Below are 25,489 nucleotides of genomic sequence, written 5' to 3'. Positions count from 1 at the left end.
ACTGCAAAACTAAAGTCGATGAAATGGAATGTCTGTTATACTATTAGAAATTATTGATAATAACGGAGAGTGAATATGCATATCAGACAAGTAATAGATGAACATATTCAAAAGTTGAAAAAAACGATGATCACCCTTGAGGAGTTGGAATCATTATTCATCGGTGCAGAAGTCGAGATACATGAGTTTGCAACAGCGATAATTGAGCTCGAACAAGCCGGAGTACTGGAAGAGGTGAAGTCTGCCGGACGAACATTGAGGAGTCCAACGCTCGCTTATCGCTATCGCGCCAATAAGGCTCGATTAACTCAACAACATAGACAACAACTGCAGCAGTATCGTCTACAATTGCATCCAGCGATCCAGCTTGATGGTTATTTCTCCATAACCGGGCAGCAGTTCGAGCAGGACAGGCCCTGGATTGAACGGATTGACCGTTATTTGAAACAGCATGGCCTGCCGATAGAAGCGGTTGCCGCACCTGAGCGCAGCTATCAATTGACTGATAATGAGAAATGGATAACAGAGCTTGGAGGACAGGTTTTGCTTAAGAGACTGGGTCTTTGGGAGTCTCTTCGCATCTATCCAGTATCCGATCCGCTAATGCTGGCTGTAAACCCGACTGCGTCGCAGGACAAGCACCAACCATACGCTAAGCACCTGATCGTCGAGAACAAAACAACTTTCCAAGCGCTGCTGCCTGTGCTGCCGGAAACCGATTTTCACACGCTTATCTATGGATGCGGGAACAAAATTACTGGAAATATCGAGATGTTCGCGTCCCAGTATCCCATTACGGATCGAGAGCATCACTTCCTATACTTCGGCGATCTCGATTACGAGGGAATCCGAATATGGCATGATACCAATAAGGTCTGGACAATGGTTCCAGCTCTCCCTTTCTATGAAGCTTGTCTTGAGAACACGCACGCATGGGGGAAAACGAATCAAAGACGAAAAGAAGAGGCTGTTCTAGCTTTTCTAGACCATTTCCCTCCAGCGCGTAAGGAGCAAATGAATGCCTGTTTCGCAGCGGGAGGTTACTATCCGCAAGAGACGCTGACAGCGAAACAATTGCAAGACATTTGGAGGAGTGAACAGTGGAATCTATTGATCGATTCGAAATAGATGGGGTATTATCCGGTTTTCAAGAGCGAATGTCGAGGGTCGCCCTATTCGACCCGTTATTCGAGCTTCAACGGAAAAAACAGACCGATGCTGACGGTCAAATGATTGATATGATGGAACTGGGATTATTGGCGCTCCTGTTTTTCTTCGAGCAGAAGCTTATAAGGAACGCAAAGGCCGGTGTCAAGGAATTGGCCGTGTACTTGTACCGAGTCATGGAGGGCAAGTTGAGTGTGGAGCTAGCAAACTGCGAAGAATTAGCGCGTGGCATTATTCAAGTATTTCGCCCGGCATCCGGCAAGAAACGCGAGTTCACGTTCTTCAATTGGGAATCACGCGAGCAGCAGACTGTATATACATCGATCCTCCGTGCTAATGCGTTCGATTCCAAAACGAATACGCAATATTACGCGCTTGATGAAGATGGATTAGAGCTTGTGTTCGCGACGAAGGAGTTTTATTCGGAATTCCAATTATCCATTCATCAGCTTGTCTTGCGAAAGCAGCTAGAGAAGGGGGAGTTCCAAGGAGCACTTCGTCAAATAAATGAAATGCGCGTAGATGTTGAATCCTTGCAGGAACGCATGGTTAAGCTCGAACATGAAATAAAGAGGAGCATCGTATCGGAGGAAACGTTGAAACGATACAGCAATTTGCTGGAGGATTTATATACGCGGCTGCAGCGCGAGAATGAGGAATTTAATGAGTTGAGGGAATTTGTGAAGGAAACGAAGATGAGGCTGTACTCGGATATAAATGTAGAGAGACAGCAACGTGCTTATGAATATATATTACGAATTGCTAGCGAGTTGGAAAAGGTGCACGGCGATCATTCAGCATTATTGAAGCAAGGAATGGATTTGAAAAATCAAGCGCTTCATTCAGCGAGAGAAGCATTGTATTATACAGGGCTTAGTTCCTTTAACTTCGATCAGGATATTGCAGGCTATCTGTTTAGCTCACCGCTACCGCTTGAATCGATGAAAGGCATTGTGTCGCCGTTCACAGGTCTCGAGCGATCACTGATCTGGTCGCCGCTGACCGTTTTCACAGAACAGAATATTACAGGCGCCGGCGAGCAAGAGCCGCGTGAGGATTCGTTTCTGGAAGCGGCGGAGGACAATGGGCAAAGCGGCTTTGCAAGTCAGCGGAACGCCTTTTTTATAGAGATTATGATTCAGTTCTTGGAGCAACTTGAACAGAACAAGAAGCTGGAGCTTGCCCAGTTCATAGAACAGATTAAGGCTAGCGATCGAAGGGATTGGCTGGCCAGACGCAGCTTTTATGATTTGTGGCTTATTCTGCATCAACGAAGCCCGGTGAGATCTTCATCCGTCGATCAGGAGCAGCGAGACTCAGCCAGAATGGAGGAAGTGTTAGCTCTGCTCGGGAAGAGAGTGTTGCATGTGCAAGAAATGCGAGACATTATTGCTGCCGATGAGCGCTATCACATTCAAAATATGACGTTTACATGGGGTGATGAACAAGATGGCTTACAGCAGTGATACAGTTATGCAGGCGTTCAGAATCTATTCCGAGTTGGCGATCAACGGAGCTGTTGGAAAGGATCGCTTGCAGCAATATATGGCGGATGATGAAGTGAGAGGATTGGCAGACCAATTCGCTGCTGAGGTAGACTGCGCGCTTATTGCTGCCGGCGATCAATTGTTCCTTATTCCGCTTGTTCGCCTGTCGCCTTTTCATATCAGCAACGACTCTATGAAGAAAACATATTTGCGCGCGTCGGCGGTAAATGCGGATTTATACCTTATGTATATGGCAATAATCGTCTTTATAGGCGCTTTCTATGACAGCTATCAGAGTCTCGAACCGACTCGCAATTTCTTGCCGATCGACGAATGGGCTGTGCTTATGCAAGCTCGTATAGATTCACTAAAGGAACATAGTGAAGAGGAACTGAAGAAGTTCGAGGGAGAATTCTCCTATAACTGGAGCGCAATCATCGAGAAATGGGACACGATGGACGATATCAAGGAAACAGCGAAGCGCCAAAGCGGGAATACGATCAGTCGGCTTAGTTTCCTGGATACGGTCAGGCGGTTTCTATCTGATCAACGTCTGGCCGAGGAGGTCGGTGAAGGCGAATTGGGTTTAACGGATAAAACAAAGATAATCGTTCAACGTTACTATATGGAGCTTGAATATAATAGAGGCATTCTTCATTTCCTATATAAGCTGGATGAACGGAAGAAGAATAGTAAGGAGGCCGGAGAACATGCCAGCCATATCGAAGATTAGATTTACACACGTCTTGTATGAGGGCGGCAACAAAAGATATAACGACGAGACCTTCCTATTCGACGGCCATAACGGAGCCATTGTGCTGGAGAATGGCGGCGGGAAAACCGTGTTTATCCAAACTGCGCTGCAAGCGATGCTGCCGCATTCGGACTTATCCGGGCGTAAGCTGAAGGATACACTTCTGCTAGAGAATGGACCTGCTCATATCGCAATCGAATGGATCCTTCATGAGAAGCCCCGCCGCAGGTATGCCGTTACTTGCGTCAGTCTGTTTCTTGATGGCAACAGTATTGATTCCTATAGGTACGCGTACGAATACGGAGAGCATGACGTACATGGACTGGACTATATTCCGTTCGTAAAGGAATATATGAACAAGACGAGACCGGCCGATAAGGGTGAGATTCATGAATACTATTCTTCGATGATGCAACGTTTTCCGCTTACGGCACGGGTCTTTGATACGATCAAATCATATAAGGCTTATCTGGAGGAGAACTTCCATATTATTGCTCAGGAATGGGAATCAATTGTTAAGATTAACGATACTGAGGGCGGAATTGAGAAATTTTTTGACGAATGCAAGACGACCACACAATTATTCGATAAGCTGCTTATTCCTACGGTTGAGCAGGCAATGGAGGGATTCGAACAGGACAGCTTCGCTAATATGTTCGAGTCTCATCGCGAAGGATTCAAGCGATATAAGGAATTGAAGGAGCAGATTGAAGAGAATCGGCTAATATTGCAGGAGTTGGACAAGTACGTCTTGATCTATGAGAAGCTACACAAAGCGGAAGAGCAATACAATGCCGCTCGTAGTGAAGCCAAGGCCTATCGGAGCCTGTCGCTGCTCCAGCATCAGCAACAGAAGCTGGAGCAAGACACGCTGGCGGAGCGTTATCGTGAATGGGCGGGTCAGAATGAGCAATGGCTTCGCGCCCAGCAGTCGTTGGAGGTTGCGGAAACAGAGCTGGAGCACTCTATCTTAAAGACTAAGCTTCAGAAGTTGCAGGAAGAGGCAGACGACTTGAATGATAGATTGTCGCAAACACTCCGTTCTTATTATTCGTTGCAATACTCTGAGCTAAGGGAGAAGCATGGTCTGGCTCATGCGAAGCTGCAACAATTGACGCAACAGCTCGCGAGACTGGAGCAAAGTGAGGAAGAGGAACAGCTCCAGGAACGATGGGAGACCAACGGCGGTCAGCTTCGAACGGTGTTCGCTCATCATGAGCAACAGATTGAGGCAGAGCTGCGAGAACAGGCAGCCGATCGGGAAGCCTTGAAGAATGAGCTGCGGGATACGGAAGCAACGATGGAGCGTCTTCGTTCGGACATGCGGAATTGGGAATTGACACTGCAATCGAACCAAACGATGTTGGATACTAAGAAGGAGCAGCAACAGAAGATCGCCAAAGGTATATTAGCGAATCCTTCGTTAGAGAGAGTCGAAGACCAGATTCCGATTTGGGCGGCGCGCCAGCAACAGCTAGAGGAGCAACGCATAACCTGTCTTCGAGCGATTAAACAATTGTCCGATGAACGCGACGAAACTGTGAATAAACAGAAGGAATTGACAACGAATATCCGCGAAGTTGAACGGACGAAGACGACGAAGGAACAGAAACAGGAGCAGTTGAAGGAAGAGCATGCAGTCATACTGTTGGAACTGGCTGCATTACGTACAAGCTGGGAACGACTAACCTCTGTGTATGAAAAAGAATCCTCGATCACATCGCAGTTGCAGGAAGGTGTCGCGAAGCGTCGGGATCAGAAGCAAAGCTTGCTGCAGAGAGAACGTTATGCTTACAGGTATGTGGATGATTATAACGAACAAGACCTGTTTTTTGCGGATCCCATGGTTGAGCGTAAGTTAAAAGCTTGGGGTCGTCAGTTCTCCTTGTTGCAGACAGGCATCGAATATATAAGCGGGCTGGAGCTTGTTGAGCGTGATCGCACAGACGATATGTTATGGGCAGTAACGCTTGTCACGACGGATTCTGAGAAATTGGCGCTAGAGAATAAGCTTGAGTCTGCCAATCGTGATTTTGCTTATCCGATTCGTGTACTCAGTGCCTCTGAAGCAGCCGTAATTGTGCAGGACAGCCGTGCAGGGGAGCGGGGACACTGGGTCGTTCCTGCACATTGGCAGGATAACAGTGAGCAAGAGCTGTTCGGACAGTGGAAGGACGGATTGTTCCAACAAGCTGAGCTAGTCAGAGGGGAACGAGAGCAGAAGGAAGAGGATCTGCGGCTATGGGAAAATGCGGAGAGACGTCTCAACGATTTTGTGACGAAATATCCTTTGTCCGTGTTCCAGTCGATGGAGAAACAGCTGCATGAGAGTAGAGAACAGCTGATTCGACTTACGCAGGAACAGAAGCAGCAAGAGCAAAGGCTGAATCACCTTGACGAATCGTTGGATAAGCACCGTGCGGATACGTCTGAGATGCAGGATCTGATTCATCAACTAGGGGTGTGGCTGAAGGATGGGCAACAGTATATGTTGCTTGGCTCGGAAATAAAAGCGCTCGATAAGGAACTTGTTCCGGTCAAGGAGCAGATTGCCGGCTTGTACCAACAGCTTGGAATGAAGGACTATAGCTTGCGACGTGCAAAAGAAGAGCTGGGTGCGAAGGATGAGATGTACAATGATTCGAATATGAAGCTTAAGCTTTTGCGGAGCCAGGATTTGTACCAGGAATCTCAAACCTTTGCCTATGTGGCCGCTGACCGATCATTGGTAGAACTGAAGGAAGAGCATAAGACGCTAGAGCGCGAACGTGACGGTATAATGAAAGTGCGCAAAGAGCTGGAGCTTGAACTTCAACATCAACGGGAGAAAACAATGGAAGCAGAAGTCGGTATGAACCAACTGCTGCGCGAGCATCCGGAATTGGATGTAATGGCAAGTCTGCCAGGTGATATCGATGCGCAGAAGCAGCATTGGTGGAGCCGAAGCGAGCATTACCGTGAGGAGGCCTCGCAAGCAGTCGAGCAGCTTTCGAAGCAACGAGATAAGCTGCTCAAGATCGAGGGGGTTATATCCAAGCAGTATCAAGTGTACTTCGAGCAATTCAACGGCGAACAGCCGATCCGCTTCGAGGAAGCTCTGTCAGAGGTGAAGATTAGTCTGCAGATGAGAGCGCAACAGCTAGAGCAGGAGAAGAAGGAATGGCAACAGCGAAGTGATTATGTGGAGCGCCAGCTTCGCGATCTTGATCATGTATTGAAACTATGGGATAAGTATGTTCTGTTGCACCGGTTGGATGATAATCGACTGCGCCCCGCGCATATTGATGAGCTGCGATTAATGGACTTCGCTTATACTCGTACCGCCATTAGCGAACAAGCCATTGCCGGATTGAAATCCAGTGTTCAGTTGGTGGAGAAGGAGCAAGGTCAAGTTCGGGTAGGGATGACCAGGTTTAAGGACTACTGTATCTCGCATGTGAACGATGTCAAATTGCGGCAGATGGCTATCCAAGGCGTTGAGCTCAAAAACTCTTATGCGGAAATGAGAGAATTCCAGCAGGCGATGGAATTGAGAATTCAACGAGCGATTCATATTATGATGGAAACGATTCAGACCTATGATCGCGACTTGCAGGAATTCATTCACCGCATTCACATGCATTTGAAGCAGATCGTGCAGGAACTGAGGGAATTGCCGAAGAAGACGAGAATACGTACAGCCGACGGTTGGCGTGAAATCTACAGCTTCTTGATACCAGAGTGGGATGATCAGGACGGCAAGGATCGAATCCGCGATCACATCGAATGGATATTAGGTCAGTTGGAGAGAGGTCAGTTCTTCGATGAGCAGGGGATGGAATTGCATAACGATGTGCGCAAAAGTTTGGAGAAATGGCTCGACTCCAAGCAATTGATGCAGGTCGTACTGAAGAGCGAATCGATGAAGGCTACATGCCGGAAGGTCATGAACGATCATCAGATAACGAAGGCCGCTTATTCTTGGGAGCAATCCAATCGCTGGTCCGGCGGGGAGAAATGGAGCAAAAATATGACCTTGTTCCTCGGCTTGCTTAATTATGTAGCAGAACGCAAACGTTACATTAAATCGAACATGAAGCTGCACCGAACCGTAATATTGGACAATCCGTTCGGCAAAGCTTCAAGTGATCATGTTCTAAGTCCGGTGTTCTTCATTGCGGAGCAACTCGGCTTTCAGATGATCGCACTGACCGCCCATGCCGAAGGGAAATTCTTGCAAGACTATTTCCCTATCGTCTACAGCTGTCGCCTTCGCCAAACTTCGGATTCCTCTAAACAAATCGTGGAGTCGACGAAACGGATCCAACATGCGTACTTCAAGGATAATGCACCGGAGACGCTGGAACGAATCGATTCACGAGTAGCGCAAATTACTTTGTTCTAATAATGACGACAAGCCCCTGCTGATGGATATCAGCGGGGGCTTGTTTAGTTAAGACTCGGTCATGAATATATGATTTAAATCAAGCATGAAATCGGAAAATAGGCTGATCGGAACGTGATCCGTCCTAAAATATTGACCGGAATGTTCGAAGGTTTTGTTGTGCAAGATGAATGATTCGACAAACTCGTGATAGGGGTCTACAATCCAATATTCCTTAACCCCGGCTTTGGCGTACGCGTTATACTTCAGAACTCTGTCCACTTTCGTTGTTGACGGTGACAGTACTTCGATAATAAAATCAGGTGCTCCTGTAATACGCTTTTCTCTGATCTTATTCGAATCGCATATAATTAGCAAATCCGGTTGAAGCCAATCTTGAATATCCGATTCATCGGTATCGTTGGAACTAAATAAGCACACATCGATAGGAGATATGAATACTTTGCAAGCCTTCCCCTTCAAGTAACTGCGAAACTCAGAGTATAAGCCGCCTAATATATCTTGATGCTTGGGAGTAGGTGATGGCGTCATATTAATGATTTCACCATCAATAACTTCAAAGCGCAATCCATCTTTCCGGTTACAATATTCGGAATAAATAAATGGTGTATTGTGATTAGGCGGAGTCATACTGAATTCCTCCGTTTCGTTCCATCTTTGCTTTAGTATAGCATTTCGGCAGTTGAGCTCCAAATGAATTGTTTCGATTTTTCACATCGATTTGTGTTCACAACGTCAATTAATTCGATAATACCGGTGAGGATCTCGAGGACTTGATCAGCATTGGCACGATTGGATTGATCAAAGAGATTGAAAGCTTCCAGACAGGCAAAGGCACAAAACTCACGACCTTCGCCGCCCGTTGTATCGAGAACGAGATACTTAGGCATCTTCGCAGCTTGAAGAAAACGCGCAAGGACGTATCGCTGCATGAGTTATAAAAGGCGAAGAAGTGATAACGTTTGGGCTGGCTTATGAATCGTATAGTGCTCAGGCCGTTCGTTGCCGGCAAACGTAATAGCTGCATGATAAAAATATGTTATAATGGTGTTTATTTTAGCGGTTCGCATGCTGATGAGAGGAATGGAATGAAAGTTGACTGAAAATTTTTGGGAAGAGTTACCTAAACCGTTTTTTGTACTTGCTCCTATGGAAGATGTAACGGATGTTGTGTTTCGTCATGTTGTGAGCAAAGCGGGTAGACCTGATGTTTTTTTCACTGAGTTTACAAGTACGGAAGGGTACTGTAATCCAGGTGCTATATATAGAGAACGCGGGAGATTATATTTTACAGAAGATGAACAGCCTATGGTTGCGCATATATGGGGAAATAACCCTGATTATTTTAGGGAAATGAGCATAGGCCTAGCTAAGCTTGGATTTAAAGGCATTGATATTAATATGGGCTGTCCTGCTCATAACGTCGCAGCTAAAGCAAAGGGTAGCGGACTTATTCTACAACCTGAGCTAGCAGCAGATATTATACAAGCAACTAAAGCAGGCGGATTACCTGTAAGTGTAAAAACCAGACTTGGCTATACTCATGTTGAAGAGTGGCGTGAGTGGTTATCACATATTTTGCGACAAAATATTGCAAATCTTTCGATTCATCTACGAACCAAAAAAGAAATGAGTAAGGTGGCTGCTCATTGGGAGCTTATTCCTGAAATTAAACAGCTTCGTGATGGGATTGCACCCCATACATTATTAACGATTAATGGAGATATAGCTGATCGAAAAAGGGGCTTAATGCTGGCAGAACAATATGGAATTGATGGAATTATGATCGGCAGAGGTATATTTAAAGATCCATTTGCTTTTGAGAAAACACCTAGAGAGCATAGCAGAGACGAAAAAATGGAGTTATTAAATTACCATATTGATTTATATGATCAATATGCAACAGAAATAGAACCGAGACCTTTCGTTCATTTGCTTCGTTTTTTCAAGATATACATGAATGGATTTGATAAGGCGGATGAGTTGAAAAGTGAGCTCATGCAAACGAAGTCAACCGATGAAGTACGTCAAGTGCTACAAAATTTTACTAATGAGAGTGTTAAATAATCGCGAGGGCGCTCATCATGTCGGATGACAAGCCGTTGTATGTAAAAATTCACATACGTACGGGCCACATGGTTGGATCGAAGCATATTCCAAAAAACGCTCACAGCCCCCACAAACAAACCTGTCGACTGTGAGTCGACAGGCTTGTTTGTGGGGGCTGCTGAACAACAATGACGGTATCGGGGGCGCCTGGGCAACAAATTGCAAGTTTTCGATACGTTGGCAGACCGTCTCCAAATCCTCCAGACCGGACCAATAATATTTCAGCTCTTGCCGGATTGTCTCTAATTCTTCGAACGAAACATGCAGGTCCGACAATTGCCGATACGTTGGGATGATATCGCGGAACATTGTGTAATAATACGGCCGTTTTATGAGCTCTTGCCTTCTCCATTCCGCAGCAGCTTTGTGGCTTGGAATACTCAATGTGTGCTGACGAATGTGAAGCTGTGCGCTTTCTGACAATAAGAAATCCGAATTTGAATACTTCGGGGCTATAGAGCCATTGAGTTAATGAATCAGAGCCACTTTATTAATCGAATAGAGCCATGATGTTAATGTGCAGAGCCAAGAGTGGGACTATGCGAACGGGCAGGATAACATTATGGGATTGTTGTTGAAAGGAAGACACCGACGCTAACGCGCCGGTGCCATTCCGATGATCTCCTTCTCATATAAGTTTGCGCTCCAGAAGCCCGCGTCAAATCGGCTCTGCAAGACGAATCCGAGGCTGATGTAGTATGAATTTAGGCTTGGGTTGTCGGCCATGCAGTCGAGGCGAAGCCAACTTTTTCCCATGGCCCGAACATAACTTTCCGCGGAGCGAAGGAGTTCGCCGCCGATTCCTTCTCCCTTGCGATTGCGCGAGACGCATAACCGATGAACATACCCCGCCTCGTCGTGAAATTGCTCTCCCCATATTTCCTCGTATCCCCAATGGACGGAGAAACAACCAACGAGCTCATTCCTCAGATCCGCGACGAACACTTCATTATCCCTGACAAATGCTTCGACAATCTGTCGTTCGAAGCTTTCGACGCGCCATTGCCAGAAGCCATACGCCGAATGAATCCATTGCGCTGCATCGATGAAAAGTGAGCGAATGCTGTCCACGTCTTCATCCATTGCCCTACGAATAGCGAGTGATTCGGAAGGCTCCCGTCTCCAGTCATGCTCAAGCCTCGAAGCAGTATCTATCGCCCGTTCCTCCCCGTGAAGCTTTGCGACAAGATGCAGCGCCGCATCAATGCCCGCCGTAACGCCCGCCGATGTAATGATTCGACCATTGTCCACGTATCGGACGTTCTCTATCAGCGTCACGCCCGCCGGCGCGGCCTCCATTAGCAAATTCATGGCCCGCATATTGGTGGTAGCACGTAGTCCTTCGAGAAGTCCTGCCTTGGCGAGCAGCAGTGCCCCCGTACAGACGGACAGCGTAAATGCAACCCGCTGAGAGGTTTCGTTAATCCAGGCGGTTAACTTCTCATTATGCATCTCCTTACGCGCCCCCCAGCCTCCCGGAACGATCAAGATGTCCGGCGTCGGACATTCTGAAGAAGCGAAGTCCGGCAGAATCGTCAGGCCGCTGATTGTCCGAATCGGTGCGTTCGATTCCAGGGCGACCGTATAAACCAGAAAGTCCTGCCCCCAGTTGCTCGCCACCGCGAACGCGTCGAAGGGTCCAGTTACGTCCAAAGCATCCACTTGCTCATATACCAGCACCGCTACTTTTTTCGCTACCCCCATGCCGACACTCTCCCCGAAAATTAGAAAAGCATCTGGTTAAAAATCAACCAAATGCTTTGCCCAGGCGAACGGCTTATTTGACAGATGCGCTCCCCCGTAGTAATCTACGTTCTCGCCAGTTACGCATCCCATTTATTTACTAATTATTATAAGACTAGTTAACGGTTGAGATCAACATTATTTTTCAGAATTATTCGAAATTGGCCACGGCAGGCAAGCAAGCAAGCAAGCAAGCAAGAGTTCATTAGATGAGAGGTTGTTAGAATATAAAGGTGTACTCGTCCTTACAACTAATTACGATTGTTAAATTAGTAGGCGGAGTTATTATTTACTTGATGGCTCTCCTCATTAACAAGCTGGTTCTATTTCGTTAACACAGTGGCTCTGACAGATTAACCAAGCGGCTCTGCCGCACCGAAGTATTCAGAATTTGAGAGTGATCACATTACGCTGGTCAGCGTTTACTATACGTGTGCCGATCAGGGGGGGGGGGGACAAGCCCCTCTTCAACCAATTGGTTGAGCGCATGGCGTACCGGATGCTTGCTCAAATTAAAGGTCTCAATTAAGTTGGTTCTGAGGATACTGATTTATTCCTGGCTGCCACACTATAGCTGCCTGATTGGAAGATATACATTTAAATTACCTTTTTTCAGTAGCGTTGCATAAAACATGACATGAGAATGTAGTCAACCTCTGAATCTAAATTGTGCTATAAATGTAAAAATCAAGACGTCCACGACAGAAAAAATCTCCTAAAATTAGAGGTACAGGTAGTCCCTGTCCTAATCTCTAATTAGGAGATCAGCTCATGGACAAGGATACACTACTTTCGTCATTTGGTAAATGGATTTCACCTATTAATTCAGAAATTTTTCAAGATTGGCAACGGTTCGGCACTCTCGATCGCTACTCAAAAAAGCTAACAACAATGGTGTTTTTGCTCCTATTCTTAGAAGCGCAGCTTCAGCAACGAAAAGGATTGCGTGAAATTATGAGAGCTGTTCAAGTCGATGAGAACTTTCAACAAGCGATTGGGATTTCCTCCATAAGCGCTTCTCAGCTTTCTCGCAAAAACAACAAGCTGGATCCGGATGTGCTGCAGACCATCTTATGTGATCTTATCTCGCAACTGCATCAGCAGCAGCTCCCAGTAGCTCGGAAGATTGGTCAGGTAAACGTTATCGATTCCTCGACGATTAGCCTCTGTCTGAACAAGTACAAGTGGGCAACGTTTCGCAAAACGAAAGGTGGTGTAAAACTACACCTTCGTGTCACCTTTGCGGAACCTGGATTGGTATATCCAGACAAGGTAGTGGTCACACCAGCGAAGCCTGCAGACCACACCCAGATGGATGTATTGATTGACGAAACGGACGCTACATACTTGATGGATCGCGGATATATCGATTACGAAAAGTATGATGATTACTGTGTACGAGGTATTCATTTCGTCTCGCGCCTCAAGAACAACGCCATCATTGAGGAAGTCGAAGAACTACCCGTGCATGCGGAGTCACCGATTATGCGCGATGTCAAACTCATCCTAGGCAAAGGAAACAAGCGAATGCAGCAGGCACTCCGCATGGTGGAGACCGTCGATAGCAAGGCCAATCCCGTACGCATCATAACGAATCGCTGTGACCTGACAGCTGAAGAGATTGGTGATTTGTATCGCAGTCGCTGGCGGATTGAAATCTTCTTTCGCTGGGTTAAACAGAATTTAAAGTTGGCCCGTTTTTACGGAACAGAAGAGAATGCGGTCCTGAATCAAATCTGGATTTGCTTGATTGCTTACTGCCTGCTGCTACTGATGAAGCTAGAGATCGCCAGGGATAAATCACTGACAGAACTTATGCACATGTTGATAACGCTGAAGTGGCGACCGTGGGAAGTGCTCCATGCAGCCCTCCACCGGAAACCGAGTCGGGCGTCCAAGGGACGACAGAAAAAGCAGTCGCCAGCCGATATCATAATACAATAATGCAAACATGAGGGTTAATTTCAATAAAATACCAAATGGACAATGACTGCCTGAATAGGTGAGCCCCTTAAGTTTTTCGCTAGTGCCACCGGGGCCTGTTTTCAGATAATTCAGATTAAGTGTCATGTGAACTTTTATGCAACGCTACTGACCTTTTTTACATGAACTATGCAGTTCAATCCAAAACTTAGTAATCAAACAAAAGTTATAAAGATGTAAACGAAACAACGAGAAACCTCTTGATTTTTTCGAATCACCATAATAATCACGAAGAATACCTTTCCAACTAGGTATATCTTAGAGGATTTTAGGTGATTTTTGTGAAGGAAACACTGGAACAACCTCAATTTCGTGATCTTAATCAAGGCCAATGTGCGGGAGCACCTGTTTTGCGCTCGCTTTGGGATCGATTTGATTATTCTTTGCTGTTAACGCAATCCGGCATTATGAAACGTAATGGTGTGCCTTATTGGATCCTTTGCTTTATGTATAAGATGGGTCTCGTTTCGAACTGTACTTCCGTAAACCAGATGTCCCATTTGGCAGCTAAAGATGCGCTACTTTCCATGATGTTCAAGCCTTACAAGCTGGCGCAGTATACACTTAGCCGATTTCTCACTACGCCGTTCGCTTGGGTGACATTCGGTCTTAAACGTGTGGAACGATTGCAATGCGATAGCGACACCATGCTTCGGGAAGGCGATATTATTAATTTGGATGACACTCATGTTGCACATCCTTATGCCAAAAAACTTCCTTTTATTTGCTGGTTGTTCGATTCCTCTTCCAAAGTTTACAGTTGGTGCATGAATGCCGTGGTTATCCAGGCTGTGCTTCAAAATGGCTTAGAGTATCCCTTGCTTTATCGATACTGGCGGAAGAGCGATGACGATTCCGGTTTGACCAAATATGAGCTTTCTCAGCAACTCTTGTTGATGCTTCGTGAATCGGTGAAGTGTCGTCTTTGGGTAGCGATGGATCGGTGGTATCTGAAAAAAGAATTCATGACGTTCTTAGCATTACACGGATATGACTGGGTAACAAAAGCAAAACGAAACACGGCCCTTTATCGAAAAGTCTCGTGTTCCGGGCGAAGAGATCGTTACGTCCCCGTCTCTGCTCGGCAATTGATTCGAGAGAGGTATCCTTCACTCGTTTCTACGGGGAAAAAGGGACTCACAGCAGTCTCCATACCCGATGTCTATATGAAACTCCCGTACACAGCGATCGGACGAAAGGGCCAGGCGACGAAAAAATTCCGATTCGCGCCCATCGCTGCGATTACAGTTATTCGATCGAATGAAGATGAAGATGGTATTGTCCTTCTAGAAGAAAATGAGGAGAGCCCTGCCGTATACAAAGGAGACTATCTGATCATTAGCAATCGTCATGATGTACCTGTGAAAGCGCTTGAAGTGTACGGAAAGCGCTGGCGCATTGAAGTGTTCTTTCGGATGGCAAGCAAGATCTCGAATTTGGAAAGTGCCGCTCGACTTCAGAAGTGCATCAGCATGCTCACATGGAAATGTTATTCGCGACTGAAATCCTCCTAGCTTAGGCCCTGTGGCAAGTAAACAAAGAAAAAACGAGTAATGAGAGCTGCACCCACGGCGAAATAGTTCGCGGACTCATCAAAACTCGTTGCCAAATTCGAACAAGAAACCACAAGGGCACTGAACGAATCTATATCGATTTTGACATAGACGCACGATGCTTTGCAAGTCTTATTTCCGCATACTGGCCGAAGAATCTGCTTATGACTTGGTGGCCCGTTTATTCAAGCGTTAATTCTCACAATTACCAGTTAATATCGTGAACTGCATAAGTCATGCAAATGAATAGTGCTGCATTTAAGAGGCTATCGACCCTTTTGGTCTAATAGGAAAAATACCAATTATAGTATTATGTAAATTGTTCAATTACGATTTATGCAACGCTAGTGAAATAGGTAATATATGTTAAAAAATCTATTTACAAAAATGATAATTAATGGTAGAGTCTATTTAAAGAAGAATGGCATCCAAATAAAGGAGGAACTGTTTTGATAAAAACAAAACACTCATTTACAACATTACTTATAGTGGCAATATTTGCAATTACTGCCGCAAGAGTATACGCCGGTCCTGTTGCAGGAGGACATCTATACTTTGACGGGGGTCAAACAGGCACTTTTGTATATTCCCATATTTATGATCATCAGCCTGAAGACGGAAATGATTATGAAGTTAAAGCCAGTGTGAAAGTTTGTTCAAGCGTAACCACATCGGGTTGGTTGCCAGATAGTGCTTATATTAGTGCGGATAGAAGTTTCTGGTGCAATGAATCTTCATACTATGACTATCGGTAACTAAAAAGTTTAAGCATTGGTGCCATTTTTTTAAAATAACTATTGGATGTCATTCTTCTTACTCCAGTGGTTAATCTTCAAATGACAAGAATTACATATTTTCGTTAGTGTAATAATGAACTATGGTAATATTTATTTACTATTAATATTTTTTTGTAGATCGTTGCATTTCTATTAATCGCATTTAAAAGGTGGTAAACAATGTTTAGAGTATTGTTTGTTTTTATAACAGGACAGTTACTTCTTTTGTCCATTATATATAACCAGTCCGTTTATCCTATTTATGAGCTGAATCGTTTGGGAGATCCGTCGCTTCAAACGTATAAAGTTGAAAATTACACGGGCAGTACGCTAGAAAAACTATACGGAGCACTGCATGAGCAATGTATATATACTGGGAAATGCAATGTTCAGTTAATAAAAACCCCGATTTCCACAGAAAAGAATGAAATGACTTATGATGTGTATCATAGTCAAATTACGAAAATTAATAAATTTGAATCTTCATCAAAAAATAAAACTTTTAGCTACTTCCAATTAAAACAAGCCGATTTTGCCGATAGCGATGGTGTCTTTTATTCAGATATTGAAGACTCTTTACTCCGTCATATTTCCAATGAGCTTGGAATTTCAGTAATTCCATATACGGTAGAGATTGAGTATAGGCAAGTGTTTCAATATAATCTCGTGAACTTTATCCTATTAGTACTCTTAACTCAGCTAATCTTCTTTATATTCACATTTACTAAAATAAGAGTTAACGCAATAAAGAAAGTTTTAGGTTTCTCAACTATTCGAATGGTGGCAGCCTCCTTAAAGCAGGTTATGTTCATTAAATTGATTGTTATTCCTATTCTTTTATTCAGTCATTATATTTTTTATTTTTTCCAAAATAATGTTATAGATAGGTATTTTTATTTGCTGCTTGTGTACTTCATAATTGTTAGTGTAATCAATTTATTGTTAATGTTAATTACTCAAATAAGTCTTCGATTCATAGATATAAATGCTATGATTAAAAATAAATTGTATTCAAATAAACTAAATGTGTGTTTATTTTCAGTTAAAATACTTTTAATATTATCGATTACTGTATCAATTAGTATATTTCTAGTTCAATTAAGCAAGTACAAAGAAGCTTTGCAAACCTATGATAAGTTTTCAGTATTAGAAAACTATTATACCTCAATCGGCTATAATTCAGATGAAATGGCTAAAGCAACAAATAACAAAGAACTGCTATATCAATATGGACAATCAATACAAGCTATGTATAATCATTTTGACGAACTCAATCAAATATATGTACATGATGTTTCGAATTTATTATCTCAACTATCTCCGTTCCTATTAGAACGCAGGGGCGCAACAAAAGAATCTATATTGTCAGATTTTAAAAAAAATTACGTTGTAATTAACGATACCTTTTTAAAAGAATTCTTGAGAATTAAAACACCATCTGGAGACGATTTAGTACTTAACAATACTTTAGAGCCCACCATATTAGTCCCTGAAAAGCTGGAAAAAGATGAGAAGGAGATAAGAGACTATTTCACAAAGAGGTACAATGCATTAATCAACTACAACGACAACTATGAGGTCAAAGATACTAACCATTCATTTATTGAATCTATAAAAATTGTTTACGTTGCTAATGGTTTGAAATTGGAATTGTTTGGGAAGGGTGAAAGAGGAGAGCTACAGGGCACTGAAGTAACCGATACCATCCTAGTCGTCGATCAAAATAAATTCGATAGTTTATATTATTTTGATGAGCTAAATCAAGGGGATGTAATTATTAAGGCCGAAAGCAGGGAATATTTCTCGCAACAAATTCAAAATTTCAATTTAGCTGAACTGGTTATTGAAGGCTCTCTCATCACGCCTTTTGAGAGTGAAATACGATCTAAACAATTTATTATGTATCATTCCTTCATATTCGTTTTGTTGTTCCTGATAACTATGATTTTTGTAGTTTACATTTCGAATTACATTGACATTATGTCAAACAACAAAAGGCTTGCGTTAGAATACGTTTCTGGATTCAACTCGTTTAGGAGTTTAAAGACTCGGCTGTTTGTTACATTTATCCTTTTATTTGCTGGACTTTTTACGTTTTTTATAGATTTTAATCTGCTAATTTATTATATGATTTTATTATTCGATGTTATCTTATTAATGATTATGTATAAAGTGATTATCATTCGTCATATACAAAAAATTATACGAGGAGGCTCATAATGAAGATTATTGAGCTTATGAACATAGGCAAGAGCTTTGAAGGTTCCATTATATTGTCCAATATAAATTTAACAATAACTAAAGGCGAAATGGTTGCGATAACTGGTGAAAGCGGGAGTGGTAAAACCACATTGTTGAATATTATGGGTTTAATTACGGATAAAGATGAAGGTGACTTGCATATATTCGATACACATAATCCAAAAATAAATTCAAGAGAATCTATGATGCTTAGAAGAAACAAAATTGGTTACTTGTTTCAGAACTATGGGTTAGTAGATGAAGAAACGGTGTTCTGGAACCTTTGTTTGGCATTAGAGTACAAAGGCATGAATAAAAAATTGAAAATCAAAAGGATTGATGATTATTTAGAAAGGTTTTCGTTATCAGCCTTGAAAACGAAAAAGGTCTTTCAGCTTAGCGGAGGAGAGCAGCAAAGGATAGCTATTATCAAATTATTATTGCAAGACAGCGAGTTAATTCTTGCAGATGAACCTACCGCAAGTCTAGATCATGAGAATGAGAAGTATATTTTAGACAATTTAAAGGAAATCAACAAGCGAGGCAAAACCGTTGTAGTAGTTACTCATAACATAAATATATTAAGTTATTTCTCTAGAGTTATACGTTTTGATCAATTGAAGTAATTAACATATAGGTTATGAAATGTTTGGTAGAACTGTCAAGTACCGAATGCGACGACGGGAAACACCAGATTAACCGAGATTAGACCGAGAAGCCGCGTACTTCGTTATTGGAGGACGCGGCTTTCGCGTATTGCTTCTCAATCATGCAGTTGCTCCCTGAACATCAGTATAAAATATCATGGGCAGTGTTTAAGCAATTAGGTTGAGTTTGTTTTCATCAGCTTATAGAAGCTTTTGGGTGTGATGCCGTATTCCTTCTTGAAGGCGGCAAGAAAGCTAGTGTAGTCGTTGAAGCCGCAAGCGCGTCCTGCTTCCGCAATCGGTCGCCCGTCCATTATAAGTCGCTTGGCGGCTACAAGACGAGCTTTGGTTATATAACGATGAATGGTTATGCCGTATGTTTTCTTGAACTCTCGCGAAAGATGATATTTGCTCAAATAGAATCGGGCGGCAAGCAGGTCCGTTGTCAGCTCCTCGAACAAGTGCTCATGGATATATTGAATGAGCTCGCCGTATTTCCCTTTCTCTACATGTCGCTCCGTTGGTATCCCGCAATCAATATAAGCCTCGTTTACATTCAGCAGCAGCATCGCAACGGTCAACTGCAGCTTGAGATCCACTCCATAGGAATCCCGGTTAATGGTACTCAACAGCTCTATACATAACGATTGGATCTGATTAAACTTCTCGTCTGCAGGATGAAGCACGGCACCGCCATCAAAGCAATGCGTCAAATCGGTCATATGCGTAGACAATTGTGCGGCATAGGATACTTGCAGCCATAACACAATACGCTCATAGGTTTGATCCGAATGGAAGATCGGCTGGTGCAGTGTTCCTTGTCCGATGACGACGATATCGCCGGGCTCCAATCTATGAGATCGTCCTGCGATCTGATAGGTAACATCTCCGCTTAGGAAGAGGAGCACCTCGCAGAAATCATGTTCATGGAGAGCGATGGGTGGAGAGGGTGATGCATAATAGAAGCACTCCCACTCACGGTCCAGGATCGCATTCTTATAATTGGTATCATTCTGTCGAAGCTGCATAAGCAAGAATGCTCCTTTCCTATAAGTGGCAGGGATATTGAAACTGAGCAAGATATTCAATGTATGTAAGCAATATTCTTATTTTATTGCGATTGCGATGTGGATACAATAGAGAAATACATGAAACAAGCTATGTCATTATTCATTTAGATGTATGGGAAGGACTTATACGATATGTTGACCACTCGTTCGAACGGAGCGCTTGTGCTTGAAGCGCCTTTATACGAGAAAGCCGAATATGATATGTCTAATCTGAAGGTGCTGGCCCAGTCGGATGGTTGCTTCAGCATATCCAAATATGCGGTGGCGAATCGATTCGAGGTATTCGAGCCAGGCAGCTTCTATGCAGGGGTTACGATCGATGGACAAGCGATAAGCGGCACGACCTCTAAGATTGTTCGGATGCTTGGACGTCAACAAGAGGTTGAACTGAAGCTTGACGACTTGAGCATGGTTTGTGAGACGTTCATGGATGAACGGACTCAGGCCGTATTCCAGCAATTTTCGTTTCAAGATCATGCGGGGCAGCAGCGGGAGGCGCGTATTGATTTTGGTTTCATTCATGCAGTAGGCAGTCTTATGAACTACATGGTCAAACATCGATTTGCCGAATGCCGTGCCGAGCAGTTCCAAGGTGCAGCAGTAACAAGTGAACGTATGGCATGGGGGGCTTGTCATAAGCTACCAGCTGGGTGGAGGTTCGATCTGGCGTCCAGCGAATCGCTTATTTTGAGAGAGATTGAAGGCGCCGGGATACATTATTCCGTTAATGTACAGATTGGCGCGAATGATAGAGCCAGCTTGCAGCTCGTGTATCGTCTGCGCGACCAAGAGCAAAATCAAGAGTCGAGCGAAAATATGCAGATGGATGGTTCGGACTTGTTGAAAGCGTTCGCAGAAGCGAAAACGGAGTCGGAACATTATCAGTCCTTCCTTACGACATCGATGGAGGGCCATAATGAGCTGGAGAAGGCGATGTTTGCGGCTGCATTGAACTGCGGTATCAGCAGCTACAAGGAGATGGACGGCTTTAAAGGCTTGTTCGCGGGAATCAATTATCAATCACCTGCACGCACCTATTATCGTGATGGGTATTATACCGCTTTGCCTCTGTTGCCTTATCGGCCGAGCTGGGTGCGCAATCAAATATTGACGCTTGCGCTCGGAATCGACGAACATGGCAGATGCCCAAGCGCGGTAATGGGTGAGAGGGCTGTCTTCTGGCCTGATCACAAAGATTCACCTTGTTACTTCATCATGCTCGTTCACGACTATCTGGTTGTGACGCAGGATGCATCCATTCTTGCAGAGAGCTCCGGCGGCAGAACGGTGATGGAGTGGATTCGCTTTGTCGCGGATGCTTTGCTTGGTCTAGCCGACGGAGAAGGGCTCTTGTGGAGAGAAGCAGGCAATCGCCATGACTGGGCGGACAATGTATATAGAGAAGGGTATATCACCTACGTAGAGGCTTTATTCTACCGGTCAATCTACTGCACAGGAAAGGTAGTAGCGGCATTTACTGACGATTCGATCGCCTCCCAATTTTATTTGAGTCGCTCTTCCATGATTAAGGAAGCAATCAATCGGCTGCTCTGGGATGACGAAAAAGGTTATTACGTCAACTACCAATCAGATCAATGCAGGGAGAATCATCTGTCGATTGACACGATACTAACCGTGTGGTTCGGCATTGCGGATGAGGAGAGAAGCCGTTCTGTTATGACGCAGATGGAGCTTCTGCTGGAGACGATTAACAATAAGGAGCAGCCTTTCGGAGATTGGGGAGTCATGTGCTGTTATCCCGCTTACCAGTACAAGGAGCATCTTGTAGAGAAGTCCAGCTACGACTACGTCTACCATAATGGCAGCGATTGGCCATATTTGACCTGTCTATACGCACTCGTCAAGTTAAGCAGCGGCATGAATGCAAACTATCCACTAACGGCATGGTTCCGTTATGGATTAGAGCATAATTGGTGTACGCCGGTTGAATATTACAATCCCATAACGGGACGGGGATCATATTTGCAAGGCTGGAGCGCAATGGGGGCAGCGGCCATTCACTATGGCAGCCGATCATTCGCATTCGAACTTTAGGGAGATGACAACATGAGTGCATATCGAGAGTTGAAGGGAATTCGTCAAGTAACCTACGCAGTTGGGCATATGGGGCCAGGCATGCTGAATCAATTCATTACAACTTGGCTGCTGATCTTCCTTGCAAGCGGTGAAGGTGATGTCATACTAAAGAGCAGTCTTGTTGGTGTTTGTATTATGTGCGGACGGATCGTAGATGCATTAATGGATCCTGTCATTGCGAATTGGAGCGACAGACATTCTTCGTCCAAGCTTGGACGTCGTCTTCCGTTTATATTAGGAGGCACGCTGCCGATGATTCTTTCCTTTAATATGTTATGGTATACGCCGTCCATCGGGAATCAAGAGTGGATTCATTTCATCTGGGTGCTGGTCGCTGTTATCGTATTCTATTTCTCGTATACGGTTGTCGTTAACCCGTACTTTGCCTTATTGCCGGAGATCGCCAAGGACAAGAAGCAGCGTATGTTCATTCAAAGCTTTGTCGCTTTATTCGGCATCCTTGGCATGGGAATTGCAATGGGGGCTTCAGGATTCCTCATCGATGCATTTGGTTACGGTCCAGCCGGCCTCATCATGAGTCTGATTTGTGTAATCGCGTTATGCGGTCCGGCTGTAACGGTTCGGATGCGCTCGGATGCGACAGCCGTACCCATTGAGAGCTCTTCATCCAATCTGTTCGTATCGGTAAAAAATGCGCTTGCGAACCCTACGTTCCGCACCTATATTACCGGCTTCTGTATATTTTTCTTTGGCTTTGAACTCATTCAATACAACCTGGCATTCCTGACAACCGTCCAACTGGGGCTGGATAAAGGCATGTCGAGTACACTGTTTATATCGTCAGTTATTGCAGGGCTGCTGTTTATACCTGTGTACAATTTATTGCTTAGACGAATGACGGTATCCGGCGCATTGAAGCTGGCGATACTCAGTTATGTCATCGTTACAGCTTGTATCGCGATGATTCCGCTGTTCACGGCGGCAGGATTTGGAGGAGCGCCGCTTGGCTTCATGCTAATGGCATTGCTGGGATTCCCGTATTCGGGTTTAATGGTCATTCCTAACGTTATTATTTCGGAGATTATTGATGAAGATGTAAGGGTCAATCGGGTGCATCGAGAAGCGATGTTCTTCGGAGTGCAAGGTCTGATTAATAAGCTTATGTTGTCCATTGCTGCTCTTACAGTCGGCGTCCTGCTGGATGTATTCGGCAATACGACGGAGGAGCCGCTTGGCGTGATGTTGATCTCACCGATCGCAGCCGTATTTGCGCTAATCGGTTACCTGTTTATCCGCAAGCTGCATATTACCAAGTAGTCGTGAAGGAGAAGGCTTGTGAATATCTGGATTGGAATTGCAGCCGTGTTAGTCCTTGCAGGGGTTGTGCTTATAAGCGTATTGAACCGCTACATCAATGATTATCGCATTTCGACACGTCGCGGCGCCTTCAAGATTGGGGATCACCATGCTGTGCTTGCTGTATTCGCACATCCTGATGATGAAGTGATGGCTTGCGGAACGCTGGCGAAGCTCAAGCGGTACGGCAGCCGTATTCATGCGCTTTATCTGACTCAGGGGGAGGATGGACCCACTGGCGGCTTAGCGGAGCGCCATGAGCTGGCGGGGATGCGCAGACGAGAGTTAGATGAGGTGGCGCGCATTCTACATTACGATTCGATGGAGGTACTACATTATCCGGATCGTCGGTTGCAGGAAGTGGACGAACAGATCCTAGAGGACGAGATCGAACGGCGAATCATCGCTAACCGGCCGGATACCGTATTATGCTTTGACAGCAGCATTGGCTTATATGGACATCTTGATCATGTCTGCGCTGGGCGCGCTGCCCAAAATCTGATCATGAACAAACAGCTTGGCGTAAAGCATCTCCTCGTCATGACGCTGCCGGACAGCATGATCGAGCTGGCGATGAAGCTCTCGAAGACGTTCCGCGAGCGGTATGATCGTGACGCAGGTATGCCGCCGGCCAATTATGCCGTCAATATCGCATCATATGGGAAGCAGAAGAAGGCGGTCGTACGCGCGCACCGAACGCAGCATCAGGTCATGGGTGATGTTCAACCCCTATACGACAAGCTCCCCTATTGGTTGTATTACCGCATCTTTTCTCGAGAATATTTCCACTATGTATCCCTGCCGGATGCCAATTTCCGTCCGTTGTAGGCTGATCGTATTGCGAATAAGGCTGGAGCTGTTGAATGATGATGATAGCAGATCCTAACGGGATTTCTCTTGTCCGTCTGCCATCATGCTGCGTAAATATGAGAAACTATTGCTCGCTCCATACTGTATTCAATTTCCGGCCCTCCTTCGTTCGCGAAGGAGGGTTCTTTGTTTGTGAGCGTCTTTTTAATGATAGAATTCGGATGTTTTCAACATTCGATGGGATATAACTGAGGGGAGGAGAGGGCTATAATAGCTTCTATATTATGAAATTATATAGCTGGAGGGACATCCATGACATCGTTGAACATTGTCAGACACCCAGAGAACCCGATCGTCGTACCGGGTTTATACGATTGGAGATTGGCAACCGTATTTAATCCCGCGGTCATCAAGGATAACGGCAAATATTATATGATCGAAAGAACGGCAGAGTCTCTGACGCCTTGCAAAAACTTCTTGGGCCTGCTTGAGAGCGAAGACGGCGTCCACTTTACTCATGTTGTGGACAAGCCAGTTGTTACGCCGGACGAACTCGGATTCCCATACGGCAGCGTACAGGATCCACGTATGGTGAAGATTGAAGATACCTTCTATATGACGATCGCGTTACGTCCAACAGCTATGAATTATTACCCGACAGGAACAGGCATCCCGGAACGTTCCATCCCAACGTACCCAGACGGCTGGGGAGAAGAAGAGGGCCACTGGCTGACCCGATCGGTACTGTTGTCTTCTCAAAACCTGATCAATTGGGAGTACGTTTCGACGACGACGCCGCTCGAAATTAATGATCGGAACAATATCTTGTTCCCAGAGAAGATCAATGGCAAATACGCTTTGCTGCGCAGACCTGAGGAGTATATCGGTGAAGCATACGGCACGGAGCAGGCTGCAATTTGGATTTCGTATTCCGACGATCTTAAGACCTGGGAAGAACCCGTTCTCTTCGCCAAAGCGGAGCAAGAATGGGAAATGAAAAAAATCGGAAGCTCGACGCCGCCGATCCGCACGGAGCAAGGTTGGCTTCTCTTCTATCATGGCGTAGACCAGCAAACGGTATACCGCCTTGGCGCGATGCTGCTCGATCTGGAGGATCCAACGAAAATTCTGGCAAGAACGACTGATTTCATTATGGAGCCAGAAACCTATTACGAGAAGTTCGGCTTCCAAATCCCGAATGTCATCTTCCCGACGGGTTGCGTACTAGACGAAGGCAACCTGCATATCTACTACGGCGTGACAGATACGGCGATCGCACTTGCGACCGTGACACTTGAAGAGATGCTTGAGCACCTTAATTTGCCAGAGAATCGCAAATAACTCGTATTTT

The 25,489-nt window shown here is 44.8% G+C and carries 17 protein-coding genes, 1 pseudogene and 1 riboswitch; of the genes and pseudogenes, 15 read left to right on the top strand and 3 right to left on the bottom strand.

Annotated features, from left to right (window positions below; all coding sequences use genetic code 11):
* Nucleotides 1–75 precede the first annotated feature (75 nt).
* Genes ACX1C1_RS24150 through ACX1C1_RS24135 form a run of 4 tightly spaced genes read left to right on the top strand, consistent with a single transcriptional unit; the run spans nt 76 to nt 7,792 of the window.
* Nucleotides 76–1,128 (top strand): Wadjet anti-phage system protein JetD domain-containing protein, encoded by a 1,053-nt coding sequence (locus tag ACX1C1_RS24150; protein WP_458954662.1) that lies wholly within the window; start codon nt 76–78, stop codon nt 1,126–1,128.
* Nucleotides 1,101–2,633: a replicative DNA helicase gene (locus ACX1C1_RS24145; protein ID WP_458954661.1), complete on the top strand. Its 1,533-nt coding sequence runs from the start codon at nt 1,101–1,103 to the stop codon at nt 2,631–2,633. The genes ACX1C1_RS24150 and ACX1C1_RS24145 overlap by 28 nt, the downstream gene beginning before the upstream one ends.
* Complete coding sequence (locus ACX1C1_RS24140) at nt 2,617–3,387, top strand: DUF6063 family protein (protein ID WP_458954660.1); 771 nt, start codon at nt 2,617–2,619, stop codon at nt 3,385–3,387. The genes ACX1C1_RS24145 and ACX1C1_RS24140 overlap by 17 nt, the downstream gene beginning before the upstream one ends.
* On the top strand, nt 3,365–7,792 hold the full coding sequence (locus ACX1C1_RS24135; RefSeq protein ID WP_458954659.1) for a coiled-coil domain-containing protein: 4,428 nt from the start codon (nt 3,365–3,367) through the stop codon (nt 7,790–7,792). The genes ACX1C1_RS24140 and ACX1C1_RS24135 overlap by 23 nt, the downstream gene beginning before the upstream one ends.
* 48 nt (nt 7,793–7,840) lie before the next feature.
* Here the strand turns inward: ACX1C1_RS24135 and ACX1C1_RS24130 are convergent, their stop codons facing one another.
* Nucleotides 7,841–8,422 carry a Uma2 family endonuclease gene (locus ACX1C1_RS24130; protein WP_458954658.1) on the bottom strand — a complete coding sequence of 194 codons (582 nt, stop codon included), beginning with the start codon at nt 8,420–8,422 and terminating at the stop codon, nt 7,841–7,843.
* A 113-nt stretch (nt 8,423–8,535) separates the two neighbouring features.
* Between ACX1C1_RS24130 and ACX1C1_RS24125 the strand changes: the two are divergent.
* Together ACX1C1_RS24125 and ACX1C1_RS24120 are read left to right on the top strand one after the other, a co-directional pair.
* Nucleotides 8,536–8,727 (top strand): annotated as a pseudogene (locus tag ACX1C1_RS24125) (sigma factor); the annotation flags it as partial.
* A 160-nt stretch (nt 8,728–8,887) separates the two neighbouring features.
* Nucleotides 8,888–9,859, top strand: coding sequence for a tRNA dihydrouridine synthase (locus ACX1C1_RS24120; RefSeq protein WP_458954657.1), 972 nt, complete (start codon nt 8,888–8,890; stop codon nt 9,857–9,859).
* 636 nt (nt 9,860–10,495) lie between these two features.
* On the opposite strand, the gene ACX1C1_RS24115 is transcribed toward ACX1C1_RS24120, so the two are convergent.
* Nucleotides 10,496–11,605, bottom strand: a complete 1,110-nt coding sequence (locus ACX1C1_RS24115) for a GNAT family N-acetyltransferase (RefSeq protein ID WP_458954656.1) — start codon at nt 11,603–11,605, stop codon at nt 10,496–10,498.
* 51 nt (nt 11,606–11,656) lie between these two features.
* Nucleotides 11,657–11,738, bottom strand: a riboswitch (ZMP/ZTP riboswitch).
* A gap of 677 nt (nt 11,739–12,415) precedes the next feature.
* Between ACX1C1_RS24115 and ACX1C1_RS24110 the strand changes: the two genes are divergently transcribed.
* From ACX1C1_RS24110 to ACX1C1_RS24090, 5 genes are all read left to right on the top strand, one after another.
* Nucleotides 12,416–13,588, top strand: coding sequence for an IS4 family transposase (locus tag ACX1C1_RS24110; RefSeq protein WP_458954655.1), 1,173 nt, complete (start codon nt 12,416–12,418; stop codon nt 13,586–13,588).
* A gap of 389 nt (nt 13,589–13,977) precedes the next feature.
* Complete coding sequence (locus ACX1C1_RS24105; RefSeq protein WP_458954654.1) at nt 13,978–15,141, top strand: transposase; 1,164 nt, start codon at nt 13,978–13,980, stop codon at nt 15,139–15,141.
* A 488-nt stretch (nt 15,142–15,629) separates the two neighbouring features.
* On the top strand, nt 15,630–15,935 hold the full coding sequence (locus ACX1C1_RS24100) for a hypothetical protein (RefSeq protein ID WP_458954653.1): 306 nt from the start codon (nt 15,630–15,632) through the stop codon (nt 15,933–15,935).
* A gap of 201 nt (nt 15,936–16,136) precedes the next feature.
* Nucleotides 16,137–18,176, top strand: coding sequence for a hypothetical protein (locus ACX1C1_RS24095; RefSeq protein ID WP_458954652.1), 2,040 nt, complete (start codon nt 16,137–16,139; stop codon nt 18,174–18,176).
* Entirely contained in the window at nt 18,176–18,823 is a 648-nt protein-coding gene (locus ACX1C1_RS24090; RefSeq protein ID WP_458954651.1) for an ATP-binding cassette domain-containing protein, read from the top strand. Before ACX1C1_RS24095 ends, ACX1C1_RS24090 begins: the two co-directional genes overlap by 1 nt.
* Nucleotides 18,824–19,020: 197 nt before the next feature.
* Here the strand turns inward: ACX1C1_RS24090 and ACX1C1_RS24085 are convergent, their stop codons facing one another.
* A complete protein-coding gene (locus ACX1C1_RS24085; RefSeq protein WP_458954650.1) occupies nt 19,021–19,872 on the bottom strand; it encodes a helix-turn-helix transcriptional regulator in 852 nt (283 codons plus the stop codon).
* 174 nt (nt 19,873–20,046) lie between these two features.
* Between ACX1C1_RS24085 and ACX1C1_RS24080 the strand changes: the two genes are divergently transcribed.
* The 4 genes from ACX1C1_RS24080 to ACX1C1_RS24065 all read left to right on the top strand — a co-directional run bounded on the left by ACX1C1_RS24080 (nt 20,047) and on the right by ACX1C1_RS24065 (nt 25,479).
* Complete coding sequence (locus tag ACX1C1_RS24080; protein WP_458954649.1) at nt 20,047–21,969, top strand: amylo-alpha-1,6-glucosidase; 1,923 nt, start codon at nt 20,047–20,049, stop codon at nt 21,967–21,969.
* A gap of 12 nt (nt 21,970–21,981) precedes the next feature.
* Nucleotides 21,982–23,289, top strand: coding sequence for an MFS transporter (locus tag ACX1C1_RS24075; protein WP_458954648.1), 1,308 nt, complete (start codon nt 21,982–21,984; stop codon nt 23,287–23,289).
* Between the two features lie 18 nt (nt 23,290–23,307).
* A complete protein-coding gene (locus ACX1C1_RS24070; protein ID WP_458954647.1) occupies nt 23,308–24,156 on the top strand; it encodes a PIG-L deacetylase family protein in 849 nt (282 codons plus the stop codon).
* A 303-nt stretch (nt 24,157–24,459) separates the two neighbouring features.
* Nucleotides 24,460–25,479, top strand: a complete 1,020-nt coding sequence (locus ACX1C1_RS24065) for a glycoside hydrolase family 130 protein (protein ID WP_458957789.1) — start codon at nt 24,460–24,462, stop codon at nt 25,477–25,479.
* Nucleotides 25,480–25,489: the final 10 nt, after the last annotated feature.

This window comes from Paenibacillus sp. strain BS8-2 (genome assembly GCF_054483835.1).
The sequence above is the reverse complement of the archived record's forward strand: the minus strand, read 5'-3'. Positions and strand labels throughout refer to the sequence as shown.

Coding starts and splice junctions, on each gene's coding strand:
- ACX1C1_RS24110 (WP_458954655.1), top strand. CDS start 12,416: ATGGACAAGGATACACTACTTTCGTCATTTGGTAAATGGATTTCACCT.
- ACX1C1_RS24080 (WP_458954649.1), top strand. CDS start 20,047: ATGTTGACCACTCGTTCGAACGGAGCGCTTGTGCTTGAAGCGCCTTTA.
- ACX1C1_RS24090 (WP_458954651.1), top strand. CDS start 18,176: ATGAAGATTATTGAGCTTATGAACATAGGCAAGAGCTTTGAAGGTTCC.
- ACX1C1_RS24115 (WP_458954656.1), bottom strand. CDS start 11,605: ATGGGGGTAGCGAAAAAAGTAGCGGTGCTGGTATATGAGCAAGTGGAT.
- ACX1C1_RS24135 (WP_458954659.1), top strand. CDS start 3,365: ATGCCAGCCATATCGAAGATTAGATTTACACACGTCTTGTATGAGGGC.
- ACX1C1_RS24130 (WP_458954658.1), bottom strand. CDS start 8,422: ATGACTCCGCCTAATCACAATACACCATTTATTTATTCCGAATATTGT.
- ACX1C1_RS24085 (WP_458954650.1), bottom strand. CDS start 19,872: ATGCAGCTTCGACAGAATGATACCAATTATAAGAATGCGATCCTGGAC.
- ACX1C1_RS24140 (WP_458954660.1), top strand. CDS start 2,617: ATGGCTTACAGCAGTGATACAGTTATGCAGGCGTTCAGAATCTATTCC.
- ACX1C1_RS24150 (WP_458954662.1), top strand. CDS start 76: ATGCATATCAGACAAGTAATAGATGAACATATTCAAAAGTTGAAAAAA.
- ACX1C1_RS24095 (WP_458954652.1), top strand. CDS start 16,137: ATGTTTAGAGTATTGTTTGTTTTTATAACAGGACAGTTACTTCTTTTG.
- ACX1C1_RS24075 (WP_458954648.1), top strand. CDS start 21,982: ATGAGTGCATATCGAGAGTTGAAGGGAATTCGTCAAGTAACCTACGCA.